Source organism: Nocardiopsis sp. iso_238, assembly GCF_056173325.1.
In genome coordinates this window covers 2,882,764-2,897,578 of record NZ_CM149668.1, presented here as the reverse complement: position 1 = coordinate 2,897,578, position 14,815 = coordinate 2,882,764, and the positions used below count along the sequence as shown (strand labels likewise).

Sequence of the window (14,815 nt, the reverse complement as noted above, 5' to 3'; positions counted from 1 at the left end):
CCCCAGAGTAAACGAAAACGTTTCGTTTCCAAGAGCCATCTGGCATACGATTCGGGTATGACGACGGACCATCTGCCGGAGACGTCCGCCGGGACCGCCCCCAGGGGCCGCCCCCGCGACGCCACCCGGGACCGCGCGCTGATGGACGCCACCCTCACCGAGCTCCGACTGCACGGTTACAGCGGACTGACCACCGCCGCCGTGGCACGTCGGGCGGGGGTCTCCACCGCCACCCTGTACCGCCGCTGGCGTTCCAAGGAGGACCTGGTGGTGGGCGCCGCCCAGGCCTGGGCGGAGAACCTGGGCCCCGACCACGACCACGGGAGCCTCCCCGCCGACCTCGGCGTGTTGCTCAGGGACAAGGCCGCCGCGCTGGAGGGCAGCTCCGGCCTCCTGCTGCGCGCCGTCCTGGGCGAGGCCGCCCACAACCGGGCCCTGGCCGACGTGCTCTTCGACGCCTTCGTGATCCCGCTCCAGGGCAGGGTGCTCGCCCTGCTCCACCGGGCGGTGGAGCGAGGGGAGATCCCCGAGGTGGAGGACCCCCTGGTGGTCGCGGAGCTGGTCATCGGCCCGATGGTCAGCCACACCTTCCTGGTCCCGCCGGAGGTGGGCGGCGCGTCCGCCGCCACCCCCGGCTCGGACATCGCCGGGCGCCTGCTCCCCTACCTGCTCAGGGCCCTGGGGGCACGCCCCGAGTGACCGCCCGGTGGCCGGGTCGGCCCACGGCCCTGCGCACGAGGTCGGCGATGGTCCGCTCCGCCCGTTCGTCCAGCCCGGTGACGGCGTAGGCCGTGGGCCACAGGCCTCCCTCGTCATCGAGGTGGGCCTCGGTGGTGAACCCCAGGCTGGAGTAGCGCTCCTTGTCCACCTGCCCGCTGCGGAAGAAGCACACCACCCTGCCCTTCCTCGCGTAGGCGGGCTGCCCGTACCAGAGCCGGGGTGACAGCTCCGGGGCGTGGGCGGTGACGATCGCGTGGACGCGCTCGGCCACCGCACGGTCGGCTGGCTCCATCTCCTCGATCCTCGCCAGCACGTCGAGCTCGGCCGTGGCCGCCTTCGCGCCGCGGCCGCGCTCGGCCTCCTTCCTCAGCTCGGCGGCGCGCTGCCTCATGGCGGCGCGTTCCTGTTCGGAGAAGCCTCCCGACCCCTCGGTGCCGGTGTCCTCAGCCATGCGCGTCTCCTCTGGTACTGGTGCTTCTCGGTGCCCCTGACGCTAGTCAGGCCCGGTTCCGGGGCGCTTCTCGATTCCTGACCGACAGGCGGCTCGACCGGTCGGTCAGGAATCGAGAAGCGCCGGTCCGGGCACGCGGCCTAGCGTGACCGGGGTCGGGGCCCGGAGGCCACCGACCCACCGAACGAAGGGACCGCGCGATGGCGCTCTCACTGGACACCGTCACCGTCGAGGCAGCACGGGCGGAGGACGCGCACGCCTTCCACACGTCCGTGTTCACCGCCGGTGTACCGTCCGGGGACGCCCCCACCCGTTCCCTCGGCGTGGACCTCAACGGCACCGGCCGGTTCTCCTTCGAGCGGACCGACGCGGTCGGCACGGGGTTCCGGGGCTGTGTTCTGAGCGCGATCGTCGATCGCCCCGCCGAGGTCAGGGCCCTGGTGTCGGCGGCCGCCGCCCACGGCGCCGAGGTGGTCAAGCCACCGAGGAAGGAGCTCTTCGGTGAGTACACCGCCGTCTTCCGGGCACCGGACGGGACGCTCTGGAAACTCGCCGCAGCCACGAGGAAGGACCGGGGCCCCGTCCCCGACCCTCCGGAACCCGTCGAGACCGCCGTCTACCTCGGCGTCGCCAGCCCGAAGGCCTCCAGGATCTTCTACGAGGCCCTGGGGATGGACACCCGCCACGACTACGGGGACACGTTCGTGGACTTCGCCGCGGCGAGCGGCACGTCCCGTCTGGGCCTGCTGCGACGGGCCGCGCTGGCCAAGGACGTCGGTGTCGACGCGCGCGGAGCGGGCCCGACCGGACTGGTCCTCACCCACGCCGCGGCCTCTCGCGCGGAGCTCGACGCGGTCCTCTCCCGCGCGCACGCGGCGGGCGCTCACGTCACCGCCCCCGAACCGGGGGATGCGCACACCGGCGGCTTCACCGACCCCGACGGACACCGCTGGCGGATCACCGCCACGGCGTGAGGACGCCGGGGCCGGGGGCGCCCCTGGCGGCGCGTCACCCGGCGGACCAGCCGGTTGCCGAAGGGTGCGTTCGCGCCGCGGGGACGCGAATCCGAGTGGAGGAATGGCGATTCCCGGACCATAGGAGAATCACTCGGAACGGAAACCGAAAACGCGGAAACACCCCGCCATCAAACCAATGATCGTCCACTGTCGACGACCATTCCACGGAATGCGCGAAACCGCGTTCACGTTCGGCTCCCAGCGGGAGTACGAGGGTTGTGGCGGGTGTGACCCGGGGAGGATCGGGAGGCGACTCACATCGCGACACCGGCCGAAAGACGGGGGAATCCTTGTTGCGCTCACCGATCCTCGACTACCTCGACGCCATCGTCGACAGCACCGACCACGTGGTTTCCGGCGCCCGGGCCGACTACATCCCGGAACTGGCCACCGCCGATCCCGACCGGGTGGCGGTCGCGCTGTGCACAGTGAACGGAACCGTCTACGCGAGCGGGGACGCCGACCACGAATTCAGTATCCAGTCGATGTCCAAGCCCTTCGCCTACGCGCTGGCGATCGAGGACCACGGCCTGGAGTTCGTCCTCGACCGCGTCGGGGTGGAACCCAGCGGCGAGGCCTTCAACGAACTCTCCCTGGACCCGGAGACCGGCAGACCCCGCAACCCGATGATCAACGCGGGGGCGATCGCCACCCACACCCTCGTCCGCGACGACCGGCGCCCCGCCGTGGACCGTGTCCTGGGTCTCTTCTCCGACCTCGCGCAGCGGCCGGTGGAGATCGACGAGGGGCTGGCCGCCTCCGAACTGGCGACCGGGGACCGCAACCTCGGGCTCGCCTACCTCCTGCACGCCTCCGGGCGCCTGGGCCAGGATCCCGCCGCCGCCGTGGCCGGGTACGTGCGGCAGTGCTCGGCCAACGTCACCGTGCGCGACCTCGCGCTCATGGCCTGCACCCTCGCCAACGGCGGCGTGCAGCCCAACACCGGCCAGCGGCTGTTCAGCAGGCGCACCACCCGGCACCTGTTGAGCGTGATGACCTCCTGCGGCATGTACGACGCGGCCGGGGACTGGCTCACCAGCGTGGGCATCCCCGCCAAGAGCGGCGTGGCGGGGGGCATCCTCGGTGTGCTGCCCGGCCAGGTGGGGGTGGCGGTCTTCTCCCCGCGCCTGGACGCGCACGGCAACAGCGCGCGCGGCGTGGTCATGATGGAGAAGCTGTCAGAGGACCTGGGCCTGCACCTGATGGAGTCGGGACGGCCCGCCCGCTCGTCCCTGCGCGAGACCCGCAAGGAGGTGGTCGACGGCGAACCGGCGACGGTCTACGTGCTCCAGGGCGACATGGTGCTGAGCAGCATCGAGGCCCTGGTGCACGAACTGGTCGGGAACACTCCCTCGACGCACCTGGTGGTGTTCGACATGAGCCGGGTCGACGAGGTGCTGCCGGTGGCCCGCCGCACGTCCGCCGCGATGGCCGCCAAGCTCATCGACACCGGCCACCGGATCATCCTGGTGGACCCGGAGGAGACCGTCCCCGACTTCCAGGACACCCGGGGTCGCGAGGTGGAGCGCTGGAGCCCCGAGCGCCTCGCCCGGAGCCAGCTCTGACCCGGGGGCGCGCGAGCGGGATCCACAGCCACGCCGCACCACTGGACAGACATTCGAAAACATGTTCGAATTGACCTCATGCGCTGGGAGAACCTCCGAGAGGGAACCAAGGACACCGGGCAGCAGTCACTGTTCGAGCCCGCCACACAGCCGCCCACGCGCGGCACCGGACGGGCCGGTCTGGGCGCGCCCGCACCCGGGCCGGTCCTGGCGGGCCAGGACGGTGAGGCGGTCGCCATCGAGATCCAGGCCCGCAGCATCATCAACCGCGTGCCCGGCGACGACCCGATGTTCCGGTGGACCATCAACCCCTACCGGGGCTGCTCGCACGCGTGCGTGTACTGCTTCGCCAGGCGCACCCACGAGTACCTCGACCTCGACAGCGGCCGCGACTTCGACACCCGCATCCTGGTCAAGGTCAACGCCGCCGAACGGCTGCGCGCCGAACTGGCCCGGCCCTCCTGGCGCGGCGAGCACATCGCGATGGGCACCAACACCGACCCCTACCAGAGGGCCGAGGGTCGTTACCGGCTGATGCCGGAGATCATCGCGGCGCTCCGCGACACCGCCAACCCCTTCTCGATCCTCACCAAGGGAACCCTGGTCCTGCGCGACCTCCCCCTCCTGGAGCAGGCCGCACGGGTCACCCGGGTCGGGATGGCGGTCTCGGTCGGCTCCGTGGACACCGGTGTCTGGCGCACCGTGGAACCGGGAACCCCGAGCCCCCGCGCCCGCCTGGGCGTGGTCCGCGCGCTGGGCGAGCGCGGACTGGAGTGCTCGGTGCTCATGGCCCCGATCCTGCCGGGGCTGACCGACTCCGCCGAGCAGATCGAGGAGACCGTCGCCGCCATCGCGGAGGCCGGGGCCACCCGCGTCTCCCCGATCGTCCTGCACCTGCGCCCGGGCGCGCGGGAGTGGTACCGGGCGTGGTTGGAACGGGAGCATCCACGCCTGCTGCCGCTCTACCGCGAACTCTACGGTCGGGGTTCCTACGCCTCCGACTCCTACCAGCGGATCGTCACCACGGCGGTGCGTGAGATCGCGGCCAGGTACGGCCTGAACAGACCCGGGTCGCCCCGGGACGCGGGCCGCGAGACGCCCGCGGAGGACGAGCAGCTGCGTATCGATCTGCCCGTGGCCCAGGGCTGAACGCGGGGGCGACCGCGGCGCCCCGCAACCACCGCGGTATCAGTGACGGGGCACGGCGGCCAGGGCGGCGGGGGTGACCACGCGCAGGAAGGGGACGACCGCCAGCAGGACCGCCACGGCGAAGACCCCGAAGGCCACCCGCACCCCGACCACCTCCGCGAGCACACCCACCAGCGCCGCGCCCAACGGCATCGCACCCCAGCCGAACAGGCGGAACACGGAGCTGAACCGGCCCAGCATCGCACCGGGAACCATCCGCTGGGTGATGGTGCGGGTGTTGACGGTCCACAGGGTCCCTCCCATGCCGCCGAGGAACGCGGCCGCGCCCACCACCCACACGTTCGAGCTCAGCACGGGGGCGGCCATCATCGCGGCGGTGCCCAGCAGGTCCGCGAACATCGCCCAGCGCCGCCCCAGCAGCCGGTTCACCCAGCCCACGGTGAGCGCGCCGACGATGCCGCCGGCACCGAGGGCGCTCATCAGAGCACCGTACTCGGCGGCGCTCAGGTCCAGCAGGTCCGTCGCCACCAGAGGCATGAGGGCCAACCAGGCGCCCCAGCAGGCGCACAGCACGGTGAGCAGCAGGGCCATGCCGCGCAGCATGGGCTGCCGCCACAGGTGGGCCAGCCCCTCACCGATGCGCCCGTGCACCGAGCCGACCGGCCGCTCTCCCCCCGGGTTCGGGGCGAAGCGTCCCACCAGGAACAGCAGCACCAGCATGCCGACCACGTACGCGGCTCCGGTGACCCCCAGGGCCAGCCCGGCGCCCACCGCCACCAGCACTCCGCCGACGAAGGGGCCGGTGAACTCCCCGCACGCGGTCTCGGCTCCGGCCATCCACGCGTTGGCCCGCTCGCGCCCGGGGGGCGTCACGGCCGAGGGGACCAGGGCGACCGACGCGGTGGTCGCCACGACCTCGGCCACCCCCATCAGCGCCGCGGCGGCGTAGAGCAGGGGAAGCGAGAGAGCGCCCGTGAGCAGGGCGGCGACCGCTCCGACCATCGTGGCCACCCGCACGAGGTTGGCCGCCAGCAGCAGCGCGCGCCGGTCGAAGCGGTCCACCAGCACGCCCACGTGCAGCGAGGTGAGCAGCCAGGGCAGCGTGAGCACGGTCGCGACCGCCGCGATCAGCCCGGGCGAGGTGGTCAGGGTGGTGGCGACCAGGGGCAGGGCCACCTTGAGCACACCGTCAGCGAGGTTGGTGAGCGCGGTGAAGACGACCAGCACGCCGGTGTTGCGCGCGTCGGTCCGGGGGCGCACAGTGAGGAGCCGCGTCATAACTAACCACCTTAAGCTGTTTGGTGGATAGTAGCCTGGAATGAACGTCCGCGACAGAGAGGTTGGAGGAGAAGGAAGTAACCAACCGCTAACCTTGGCGCACCAGTTACCCACGGGAGGGGCCATGGAACGACCACCCGCCGCTGAGCGCGTCGAGCTGTTCACCAACACCTTCGACCTGGAGAGCGGCCGTGACGAGCTGTCCACCCCCGAGGAGCTGACGCACTGGCTCCGCGATCAGGGGCTGGTCGGCGGCGGAACCCGCGCCGACGAGGCCGACCACCGGGCGTTCCTGGACCTGCGCGCCGGGCTGCGCGCGGCGCTGGACGGGCTCGACGGGGATCCGCACGCGCTCGCCCGGGCCGACACACTCCTCGCCGAACTGCCGCTCCTGGCCAGCCTCTCCCCCGGCCGACGGGAACTCGTTCCGGACCCGCACCTCGGACCGGTGCGCGCGGCGTGCGCCGCGCTGGCCCTGGACTGGGTGCGACTGGTGACGACCGGGGACGTGGCACGGCTCAAGAGGTGCGCCGAGCACACCTGCCTGTGGGTGTTCTGGGACGGGTCCCGGAACCAGAGCCGCCGCTGGTGCTCGATGCGGGTGTGCGGGAACCGGACCAAGTCGCGGCGCCACTCCGAGAAGGAGCGCCGAGCGCGCGAAGAGGCCTGACGGAGCGCTCCTTCGTTCGGTGCCTCTGCTTGGTCGTGGGTGTTTGGCCGTGAACCGGACCGGCATCTTTACGTTGTAGATTTACATCGCCCACCGCGAGGCGTCACGCCCCCGAGTTCGCCCCCTCGGCGCGGCGCACCATCTCCTCGATCCACACCGGTGCGTACGGGGTCAGGCAGCCCGGCGGGGTCGGATAGTCCCTGAGCACCTCCAGACGCTCCCCGATCCCCACGGCCCGCTCCCGGTACTCCGCGTGGTCGATGCCGATCCGCGCCAGGCAGTTGTTCATCTCCCACTGCAGGCGGTCCGGGGCGGAGGCCATCTCCCCCTCGATGGTGTCCAGCAACCCCGACAGATCCAGGCCCTCGGGTCGCTTCCCCACCCGTTCGGTGGTCAGGGCCCATCCCGCGCTCGCGACCACCGGATCCGGGTCGTCGAACCAGGCCAGGCGCAGCCCCTCGGCGTGCGGGCCCTTCTTGACCACGTAGTTCACGAGCCAGTCGTGCACCTTGGGGGTGCGCGCCTCGCGGAGCATCGTGTCCAGCTGGTCGCGGCCGAACAGCTTCGGTCGGCTGATGAGGATCGCCAGCAGCCGCGCCGCGCCGTCCCCGGTCCGCCAGAGCTCCACCGCGAGGTCCTGCTGCTTCCCGAGCCGTTTGGCCACGGCGCGCAGCTTGCCCAGGTTCACCCCGTGGTCGTCGCCGTGCCTCTCGTTGACCGCACGGACCCGGGCGTCCTCCAGCCCGGCCAGCTCGGTCATCACGTCGGTCACCGTCGTTTCGGCCACTTCGGCCTCCCCTCCCCCACTCGACGCGTCCAATCTACGCCGCAGGTCAGACCACTCCTGGCGCCTCCCCGAGCAAGGACCGGGGATCGAACGCGCGCGAGCGAGCGCGTTCCACGGACCCCGCTCCGGGCGCGGGGACGGGCCCCGAACCGGGCCCCGAAACGTGGATGGTACGAAGGTGGTCACAGAACCGGCGAACGCCGTGTCGCAGTGGGCGCCGTCCACAGCGCGCGGAAGAGGAGGGCGGCATGGCCGACGACGTGACCGTGGTCATCGGAGCGGGCGGCATGGGCGAGGCGATCGCCACGAGGATCGGGGCGGGGACGCGCCTACTGCTCGCCGACCGCGACGAGGAGCTCCTGTCAGCGGTCACTGACCGGCTGGCGGGCCAGGGGTACGACGTGACGGGGTGTCCGGTCGACGTCGCCGACCGGGACTCCGTCGCCGGGCTGGCGCGCGCCGCCGCCGCGGCGGGCCCGGTGCGCAAGGTCGTGCACACCGCCGGGGTCTCCCCGGTCCAGGCCCCCGTGCCGGTGATCCTGGCGGTGGACCTGCTCGGCGTGGCCCTCGTACTGGAGGAGTTCGCCGAGGTCGTCGCCCCGGGCGGAGCGGGCCTGGTCATCTCCAGCATGGCCTCCTACGGTCCGGTGGAGGTGTCACCGCGGGAGGCCGTCCAGCTGGCCTCCGCACCGGCCGACCACCTGCTGTCCCTTCCCGTCACCGCGCAGGACCGCTTCCCCGACTCCGGGCGCGCCTACGGGTTCGCCAAGCGCGCCAACCGGCTGCGGGTGCAGGGCGCCAGCGTCGTCTGGGGCACCCGGGGGGCGCGGGTCAACAGCATCAGCCCCGGGTTGGTCTCCACGCCCATGGGCCGCAGTGAGCTGGACGGCGAGCACGGGCGGAGCATTCGGGCGATGGTGGAGGCCTCCAACGCCGGTCGCGTGGGCACCCCCGCCGACATCGCGGCCGCGGCGGAGTTCCTGCTCGGTCCGTCCGCCGGGTTCGTCTCCGGCGCCGACCTGCTGGTGGACGGCGGTGTGATCGCCTCCTCCCTCGGCGGGACCCCCGGCTGACGGGCCGGAGGACTCCGGACCGCCGGTGGACGGCGGGCAGGCTTCCGAGGCGGAGGACGGCGCCCGGCACGGTCCTTGTACCGTGGGGTGCACGGGTCGCCACCGGTTCCCGCCCTCCCCGCCGCGGAGCCCCTCACCGGGTGCGTTCCCACGACGCCGCCCGCGCTCCCGACCCGAGGAACCCGTCGACCCCATGTTCGCCCAGACCCCCGTCACGCTGCGCGGACGCGCCTTCAGCTATCTCGACTTCGGCGGGGGCGGTGTCCCGCTGGTCGCCCTGCACGGGACGTTCGGCCGCGCCGTCTCCTTCGCCGGTCTCGCACCGCACCTGGCCCCGGACTTCCGGCTCATCGCCCTCGACCAGCGCGGCCACGGGCTCTCCGAACACGGCGGCGGCCTCGGCCGCGACGCCTTCGTCGGGGACGTGGCCGCGTTCCTGGAGCACCTCGACCTCGGCCCGGCGTTCGTCCTCGGCCACTCCCTCGGCGGGGTGAACGCCTACCAGCTGGCGGCACGCCGTCCCGGGCTGGTGCGCGCCCTGGTCGTCGAGGACACCGGAGCGGTCACCGACTCCTCCGAGATCGATCCCCCGGTCTTCGACGTCACCGGCTGGCCCCCCACCTTCCCGAGCCGGGAGGCTCTGGCCGCGTTCCTCGTAGGCGAGGGCGTCCCCTCGCTCGGGTACTTCATGGACAGCGCCCACGAACGGGACGGGGTGTGGCGCATGCGGTTCGACCACCGGGACATGATGGCGGCGCAGCACGGCAACGTCGGGAACTTCTGGGCCGACTGGTTGGGCTCCGCCCATCCGGCCCTGCTCCTGCGCGGCGGGCTCAGCCCGCTGCTGTCCGAGCGGCAGGCCGGGGAGATGGCCGAACGACGGCCCGGCACACGACTGCGCGTGCTGCCGGGCTGCGGTCACTGGGTGCACCGCGACGACCCGTCGGGCCACGCCCTGGCCGTGCGGGACTTCCTGCGCTCGGTCCCTTCCGCCTGACCCGGAGCGGCCCGCGCAGACCTCCAGTGATCGCCCGGTTGGCCGGGGTGGGGGGGAGGCCACGGCGCTCGGCCGCCGCCGAGCGAAAGCCTGTGGGCGTCGGCGGGTGCTGCCGAGCGGTGTCGGCGTCCGGGGCGGCCGACCGCCCGGCCCTCACCGGTCGCCGCGCGCCGCATCGGTGAGGTGCCGCCAGGTCCGTACGAGCTGGCTGAACTCCTTGACCTGCACGAGCACGTGGTCGCGGGCGGCGTTCTCCGCGGCCTCGGCGTCCCCGGCGACGACGGCGTCGGCGATCGCTCGGTGCTCGGCCAGGGAGCGCCGCATGCGGTCCGGCACCCGGAGCTGGAGCCGTCGGTACGGCTGGAGGGCCCGTTTGAGCGCGTGGGCCTGCTGTCGCAGGTATTCGTTGCCGCACGCCTCGTAGACGACGCCGTGGAAATCGGCGTTGGCGTAGTAGTACCCGTCGGCGTCGCCCGCCGTGGCGTACCGCTCGCACGCGCGCAGGGTGTGCTCGAGCCGGTCCATCGACTCCCGCTCGATGCGGCGTGCGGAGAGCCGTGCCGCCATCCCCTCGAGCTCGGCCATGACCTCGAAGCGCTCGGCCAGTTCGGAGACGCCGAGCTCGGTGACGTACGTGCCCTGCTTGGGGCGGATCTGCACCAGCCCGGAGCGCTCCAGGGCCTGGAGCGCCTCTCGGATCGGTGTGCGCGAGCACCCGAACTCGCGTTCGAGCTGCCCCGGGTCCAGGCGCTCACCCGGCCGGTACCGGCCCTCGACGACGGCGTTCTCCAGCGCGTCCCGTACGCGTTGGGATTCCGGAACCCGAGCCATCGACACCTCCGCGCCCAGATTAGCCGACCGGCTGCGGGGGTTGCGCTCCCCTGTTCCATACCCTACGTTCCCTGTTATATATATCACCCCAAGTGATGTATGTTACTTAAGGAGCGGAGATGCGGCCCGACGGAGCGCGCGAGACCGGTCCGGTCCGACCGGCGAAAGAGGGGCACGGCGGTGGCCCCCAGGCGGCCGACACGTCGGGGCCGCCCGCCCTGGACCGCCTGATCACCGCCTGCGAGGTCCTCATGGGCGACGTGGGCGAGGCCTCCGTCCGCGCGGTCGCGGCGCGGGCCCTGGCCGCCTACGGCGAGCTCGACGACTCCGGCAGGACGGCCTTCTTCACCCACGTCATTAAGGACCACGGCGTCGACCCCGACCGGGTCCGCGCCGCCTTCCACCGCTGGGACGAGGCCAGGAACAGCGGATCCGGGGGCGATGAGGAGCTGATCGGGCTCTTCGACGCGGTCGAGCCGACGCGCCAGCAACTGTTCCGCCGGATGAACCACGCGCCCGACGCCACGCTCGCCCTGGTCGGGATGCGCGCGGACCTGCGCCGGCTGATGCGCCGCCATCCGGAGCTGCGGCCCCTGGACCATGACCTCCACCACCTGCTCGCCTCCTGGTTCAACCGCGGTTTCCTCCGCCTGGCGGAGGTCACCCCGGACTCGCCCCGGCGTCTGCACGACCACCTGCTGCGCTACGAGAGGGTCCACCCGATGGCGGACCGCGCCGAACTCCGCCGCCGCCTGGAGCCCGCGGACCGCCGCATCCACGCCTTCTTCCACCCGGCCACCGGCGACGTGCCGCTGATCTTCGTGGAGGTCGCCCTGGTGCGGGGGACGCCGGGCGACATCACCCCCCTGCTGGAGCCCGGCCCCGCCCTGGACCCCCGGGAGGCCGACACGGCGGCGCTCTACTCGATCAACAACGCGCTGGACGGCCTGACCGGGATCTCCTTCGGCAGCCTCCTCATCAAGCAGGTCATCGAGCAGGTGCGCGACCGACTGCCGCACCTGGCGCACTTCGTCACGCTCTCACCGATCCCGGGGTTCCGGCGCTGGCTCGACGAGCGGGCCGGGAGCGAGGCCGACCTGCGGGAACTCGTCCGGGACCTGGGCGCCGCGGACGGCCCGACCGACCTTGACCCCGCGGACACCGCGCGGATCCGCTCCCGGCTCCTGCCCCTCCTGGCCCGGTACATCGCCGCCGAGACGCGCGACGACGGGCGGCCCCTCGACCCGGTCGCCCGCTTCCACCTGGGCAACGGGGCCGCCGCGTGGAGGCTCAACTGGCCGGCGAACACCTCGGCGCAGGCCTGGAGGCAGTCCTACGGAGCGATGGTCAACTACCGCTACGAGCCGGAGAAGCTCGAACGCCGCCACGAGGACTTCGTCCGCCGCCGCACCGTGGCGCTCGACGGCCCCCTACGGGACGCGCTCCCCTACGCCCCCGGCTCCGACTCGTGAGACATCTCCACCGCACCGAACGAGAAAGAGGAACACCACCGATGGCGCCATTCACGGCCATTCACCGATCCTTCGCCGAGCAGGCGCGGCGGCGACCGGACCGGACCCTGTTCGAGCTGCCCGGCGGCGGGAGCATCACCTACGGGCAGACCGAGGAGACCGTGCGGCGGATCGCCGCACGCCTCCTCGCCGACGGCGTCACCCCCGGCGACCGGGTCGCGATGCAGGTGGAGAAGTCCCCCGAGGCCGTCGCGCTGTACCTGGCGACCCTGCGCGTCGGCGGGGTCTTCCTCCCGCTCAACACCGCCTACACCGATGCGGAGATGACGTACTTCCTCGGCGACGCCCGGCCCCGTGTGCTCGTCTGCTCACCCGGCCGCCGGGGCGAGCACACCGGTCGCGAAGCCGGGGGGCTCGTCGTCGAGACCCTGGGCACCTCCGGCGACGGCACCCTCCTGGAGGGGGACGGCCGCCACGACGCGGACCACGACGCCTCGGCCGGGGACCCGGCGGCCATCCTGTACACCTCCGGCACCACCGGGCGGTCCAAGGGGGCCGTGCTCACCCACGGCAACCTCGCCTCCAACTGCGAGGCGCTGCTCCGGGCCTGGCGGTTCACCTCCGAGGACCGGCTGATCCACGCCCTGCCGATCTTCCACGTCCACGGGCTCTTCGTCGCGGTCAACATGACGCTGGTGGCGGGCGCCTCCATGCACTACCTGTCCGGGTTCGACGCCGACGCGGTCATCGACCTGCTGCCCCGCGCCACCGTGCTCATGGGCGTCCCCACCTTCTACACCCGCCTGCTGAGGAGCGACCGGCTGACCCCGGAGGCCTGCGCCCCGATGCGGCTGTTCGTCTCCGGCTCGGCCCCGCTGCTCGCGAGCGACGCCGAGGCCTTCCGGGCCCGCACCGGCCACGCCATCCTCGAGCGCTACGGGATGACCGAGACCGGGATGAACACCACCAACCCCTACGAGGGGCCGCGCAGGCCCGGCACGGTCGGGCGGCCGCTCCCCGGCGTCGAGATCCGGGTGGCGGACCGGGAGACCGGACGGGAGCTCCCCGACGGAGAGGTCGGCATCATCGAGGTCCGCGGCCCCAACGTCTTCTCCGGCTACTGGCGGATGCCGGAGAGGACCGCCACCGAGTTCCGCGCGGACGGCTTCTTCGTCACCGGCGACCTGGGCCGCGTCGACGAGGACGGCCACCTGTGCATCGTCGGCCGGGACAAGGACCTCGTGATCTCCGGCGGCTACAACATCTACCCCAAGGAGGTCGAGGAGCTCCTCGACGCGCACCCGGGGGTTCTGGAGTCCGCCGTGATCGGCGTCCCCCACCCGGACCTGGGGGAGGCCGTGGCGGCCGTCGTCGTCCCCCGGCCGGGGCAGGAGCTCCAGGCCGGGGAGCTGCTGGAATCGATCGCCGGAGACCTCGCCCGGTTCAAGCGGCCGCGCGCGGTGCGCGTCGTCGCGGCACTGCCCCGCAACGTCATGGGGAAGGTGCAGAAGGCCGAACTGCGCGAGCGCTACGCGGACCTGTTCACCGGCGCGGACGCCTGACCGCCGGTCGCTCCCGAACCCCCAGCGGCAATCCCGGCGCTCCCGCCGGACACCCCCCGAAGCAAGGAGAAATCGATGGTCCTCTACGGAGTGGCAGCCCTGGCGGTGTGCCTGCTCGCGGGCGCGCTCGTGGGCGAACTCCTCGGTGCCGCGGTCGGCGTCGACGCCAATATCGGCGGCGTCGGCTTCGCCATGATCATGCTGGTGCTCGTCTCCGACCGGCTGCGCAGGAACGGGAAACTCCCCGAGGCCACCGAGCAGGGCGTGCTCTTCTGGAGCGCGATGTACATCCCGGTCGTCATCGCCATGGCCTCCACCCAGAACGTGGTCAAGGCGATCGCGGGCGGCCCGATGGCGATCACCGCGGGCCTGGGAGCGCTCGCGGCGGGGGCCGCCCTGGTGCCCGTCCTGTCGCGGATCGGCGAACCCGCGGAACCGCTGCCGCCGCTGGTCGAGGAAGGGCGGGAGGTCTGAGATGGACCGGATCATCGGTGTCTTCGAGAGCAATGACCTGCTCGTGGCCTTCGTGGTGGTCGGCGGGCTGATGGCGGTCTCCGGATGGCTGTCCAAGAAGCTCACCCGCGGCTGGCTGCACGGCTCGGCCATCGCCATCATCCTCGGCCTGGCGCTGGCGTACTGGGGCGGATGGGTCTCCGGCGGCGAGCAGGGACTGGCCGACATCGCGGTCTTCTCCGGGCTGGGCCTCATGGGCGGCGCGATGCTGAGGGACTTCGCGATCGTCTCCACCGCCTACGGCGTGGACCTGCGGGAGATCAAACGCGCCGGACTGGTCGGCGTGCTGTCGATCGTGCTGGGCGTGCTGGTCTCGTTCGCCGTCGGGGCGGCGATCGCCGCCGCCTTCGGCTACACGGACGCCGCGTCGATGGCGACCATCGGCGCCGGCGCGGCCACCTACATCGTCGGTCCGGTGACCGGGACCGCGGTGGGCGCGAGCTCGGAGGTGATCGCGCTGTCCGTGGCCGCCGGGCTCGTCAAGTCCGTGGTGGTGATGGTGGGGACACCGCTGATCGCCCCGCTGATCGGACTGAACAACCCCAAAACCGCGATGGCCTACGGCGGCCTGATGGGCACCACCTCCGGTGTCGCGGGCGGGCTGGCGGCCACCGACAAGCGCCTGGTGCCCTACGGCGCCATGACCGCCACCTTCTACACGGGCGTGGGCTGCCTGCTCGGACCGTCGCTGCTGTACGTGGTACTCAGGGCCCTCGTCGGCGGGTGAGGCG

At 72.4% G+C, this 14,815-nt stretch carries 15 protein-coding genes; 11 read left to right on the top strand and 4 right to left on the bottom strand.

Annotated elements, in window-relative coordinates:
* The first annotated feature begins 57 nt into the window (after positions 1 to 57).
* Positions 58 to 699 (top strand): TetR/AcrR family transcriptional regulator, encoded by a 642-nt coding sequence (locus AC0VYL_RS12905; protein WP_475483290.1) that lies wholly within the window; start codon positions 58 to 60, stop codon positions 697 to 699.
* On the opposite strand, the gene AC0VYL_RS12900 is transcribed toward AC0VYL_RS12905, so the two are convergent.
* On the bottom strand, positions 671 to 1,171 hold the full coding sequence (locus tag AC0VYL_RS12900; RefSeq protein ID WP_475483289.1) for a DUF1801 domain-containing protein: 501 nt from the start codon (positions 1,169 to 1,171) through the stop codon (positions 671 to 673). The two genes, AC0VYL_RS12905 and AC0VYL_RS12900, sit on opposite strands and share 29 nt — an antisense overlap.
* A 200-nt stretch (positions 1,172 to 1,371) precedes the next feature.
* On the opposite strand from AC0VYL_RS12900, the gene AC0VYL_RS12895 reads away from it, so the two are divergent.
* The 3 genes from AC0VYL_RS12895 to AC0VYL_RS12885 all read left to right on the top strand — a co-directional run bounded on the left by AC0VYL_RS12895 (position 1,372) and on the right by AC0VYL_RS12885 (position 4,901).
* Positions 1,372 to 2,145 (top strand): VOC family protein, encoded by a 774-nt coding sequence (locus AC0VYL_RS12895; protein ID WP_475483288.1) that lies wholly within the window; start codon positions 1,372 to 1,374, stop codon positions 2,143 to 2,145.
* Between the two features lie 335 nt (positions 2,146 to 2,480).
* On the top strand, positions 2,481 to 3,752 hold the full coding sequence (gene glsA, locus AC0VYL_RS12890) for a glutaminase A (protein ID WP_475483287.1): 1,272 nt from the start codon (positions 2,481 to 2,483) through the stop codon (positions 3,750 to 3,752).
* Positions 3,753 to 3,830: 78 nt separating this feature from the next.
* Complete coding sequence (locus AC0VYL_RS12885) at positions 3,831 to 4,901, top strand: Rv2578c family radical SAM protein (protein WP_475483286.1); 1,071 nt, start codon at positions 3,831 to 3,833, stop codon at positions 4,899 to 4,901.
* A 39-nt stretch (positions 4,902 to 4,940) separates the two neighbouring features.
* On the opposite strand, the gene AC0VYL_RS12880 is transcribed toward AC0VYL_RS12885, so the two are convergent.
* Positions 4,941 to 6,179 carry an MFS transporter gene (locus AC0VYL_RS12880; RefSeq protein WP_475483285.1) on the bottom strand — a complete coding sequence of 413 codons (1,239 nt, stop codon included), beginning with the start codon at positions 6,177 to 6,179 and terminating at the stop codon, positions 4,941 to 4,943.
* Positions 6,180 to 6,303: 124 nt separating this feature from the next.
* Between AC0VYL_RS12880 and AC0VYL_RS12875 the strand changes: the two genes are divergently transcribed.
* Entirely contained in the window at positions 6,304 to 6,849 is a 546-nt protein-coding gene (locus AC0VYL_RS12875) for a CGNR zinc finger domain-containing protein (RefSeq protein WP_475483284.1), read from the top strand.
* A gap of 103 nt (positions 6,850 to 6,952) precedes the next feature.
* Here the strand turns inward: AC0VYL_RS12875 and AC0VYL_RS12870 are convergent, their stop codons facing one another.
* A complete protein-coding gene (locus AC0VYL_RS12870; RefSeq protein WP_475483508.1) occupies positions 6,953 to 7,609 on the bottom strand; it encodes a DNA alkylation repair protein in 657 nt (218 codons plus the stop codon).
* A gap of 275 nt (positions 7,610 to 7,884) precedes the next feature.
* Here AC0VYL_RS12870 and AC0VYL_RS12865 point away from each other — a divergent pair, with 275 nt between their 5' ends.
* Together AC0VYL_RS12865 and AC0VYL_RS12860 are read left to right on the top strand one after the other, a co-directional pair.
* Positions 7,885 to 8,709 (top strand): SDR family oxidoreductase, encoded by an 825-nt coding sequence (locus AC0VYL_RS12865; protein ID WP_475483283.1) that lies wholly within the window; start codon positions 7,885 to 7,887, stop codon positions 8,707 to 8,709.
* A gap of 193 nt (positions 8,710 to 8,902) precedes the next feature.
* On the top strand, positions 8,903 to 9,706 hold the full coding sequence (locus tag AC0VYL_RS12860; protein WP_475483282.1) for an alpha/beta fold hydrolase: 804 nt from the start codon (positions 8,903 to 8,905) through the stop codon (positions 9,704 to 9,706).
* Positions 9,707 to 9,859: 153 nt separating this feature from the next.
* On the opposite strand, the gene AC0VYL_RS12855 is transcribed toward AC0VYL_RS12860, so the two are convergent.
* On the bottom strand, positions 9,860 to 10,537 hold the full coding sequence (locus AC0VYL_RS12855) for a GntR family transcriptional regulator (RefSeq protein WP_475483281.1): 678 nt from the start codon (positions 10,535 to 10,537) through the stop codon (positions 9,860 to 9,862).
* Between the two features lie 119 nt (positions 10,538 to 10,656).
* Between AC0VYL_RS12855 and AC0VYL_RS12850 the strand changes: the two genes are divergently transcribed.
* The 4 genes from AC0VYL_RS12850 (at position 10,657) to madM (ending at position 14,811) form a co-directional block, all read left to right on the top strand.
* Positions 10,657 to 12,009 (top strand): malonyl-CoA decarboxylase domain-containing protein, encoded by a 1,353-nt coding sequence (locus AC0VYL_RS12850; protein ID WP_475483280.1) that lies wholly within the window; start codon positions 10,657 to 10,659, stop codon positions 12,007 to 12,009.
* Positions 12,010 to 12,050: 41 nt separating this feature from the next.
* The gene (locus tag AC0VYL_RS12845; protein ID WP_475483279.1) at positions 12,051 to 13,571 is read left to right on the top strand and encodes a malonate--CoA ligase; all 1,521 of its coding nucleotides are present in this window, start codon (positions 12,051 to 12,053) and stop codon (positions 13,569 to 13,571) included.
* 75 nt (positions 13,572 to 13,646) lie between these two features.
* Positions 13,647 to 14,045 carry a malonate transporter subunit MadL gene (gene madL, locus AC0VYL_RS12840; protein WP_475452657.1) on the top strand — a complete coding sequence of 133 codons (399 nt, stop codon included), beginning with the start codon at positions 13,647 to 13,649 and terminating at the stop codon, positions 14,043 to 14,045.
* A gap of 1 nt (position 14,046) precedes the next feature.
* Entirely contained in the window at positions 14,047 to 14,811 is a 765-nt protein-coding gene (madM, locus tag AC0VYL_RS12835; RefSeq protein ID WP_475452655.1) for a malonate transporter subunit MadM, read from the top strand.
* Positions 14,812 to 14,815: the final 4 nt, after the last annotated feature.

Coding starts and splice junctions, on each gene's coding strand:
- AC0VYL_RS12905 (WP_475483290.1), top strand. CDS start 58: ATGACGACGGACCATCTGCCGGAGACGTCCGCCGGGACCGCCCCCAGG.
- AC0VYL_RS12900 (WP_475483289.1), bottom strand. CDS start 1,171: ATGGCTGAGGACACCGGCACCGAGGGGTCGGGAGGCTTCTCCGAACAG.
- AC0VYL_RS12895 (WP_475483288.1), top strand. CDS start 1,372: ATGGCGCTCTCACTGGACACCGTCACCGTCGAGGCAGCACGGGCGGAG.
- AC0VYL_RS12885 (WP_475483286.1), top strand. CDS start 3,831: ATGCGCTGGGAGAACCTCCGAGAGGGAACCAAGGACACCGGGCAGCAG.
- AC0VYL_RS12880 (WP_475483285.1), bottom strand. CDS start 6,179: ATGACGCGGCTCCTCACTGTGCGCCCCCGGACCGACGCGCGCAACACC.
- AC0VYL_RS12875 (WP_475483284.1), top strand. CDS start 6,304: ATGGAACGACCACCCGCCGCTGAGCGCGTCGAGCTGTTCACCAACACC.
- AC0VYL_RS12870 (WP_475483508.1), bottom strand. CDS start 7,609: ATGACCGAGCTGGCCGGGCTGGAGGACGCCCGGGTCCGTGCGGTCAAC.
- AC0VYL_RS12865 (WP_475483283.1), top strand. CDS start 7,885: ATGGCCGACGACGTGACCGTGGTCATCGGAGCGGGCGGCATGGGCGAG.
- AC0VYL_RS12860 (WP_475483282.1), top strand. CDS start 8,903: ATGTTCGCCCAGACCCCCGTCACGCTGCGCGGACGCGCCTTCAGCTAT.
- AC0VYL_RS12855 (WP_475483281.1), bottom strand. CDS start 10,537: ATGGCTCGGGTTCCGGAATCCCAACGCGTACGGGACGCGCTGGAGAAC.
- AC0VYL_RS12850 (WP_475483280.1), top strand. CDS start 10,657: ATGCGGCCCGACGGAGCGCGCGAGACCGGTCCGGTCCGACCGGCGAAA.
- AC0VYL_RS12845 (WP_475483279.1), top strand. CDS start 12,051: ATGGCGCCATTCACGGCCATTCACCGATCCTTCGCCGAGCAGGCGCGG.
- madL (WP_475452657.1), top strand. CDS start 13,647: ATGGTCCTCTACGGAGTGGCAGCCCTGGCGGTGTGCCTGCTCGCGGGC.
- madM (WP_475452655.1), top strand. CDS start 14,047: ATGGACCGGATCATCGGTGTCTTCGAGAGCAATGACCTGCTCGTGGCC.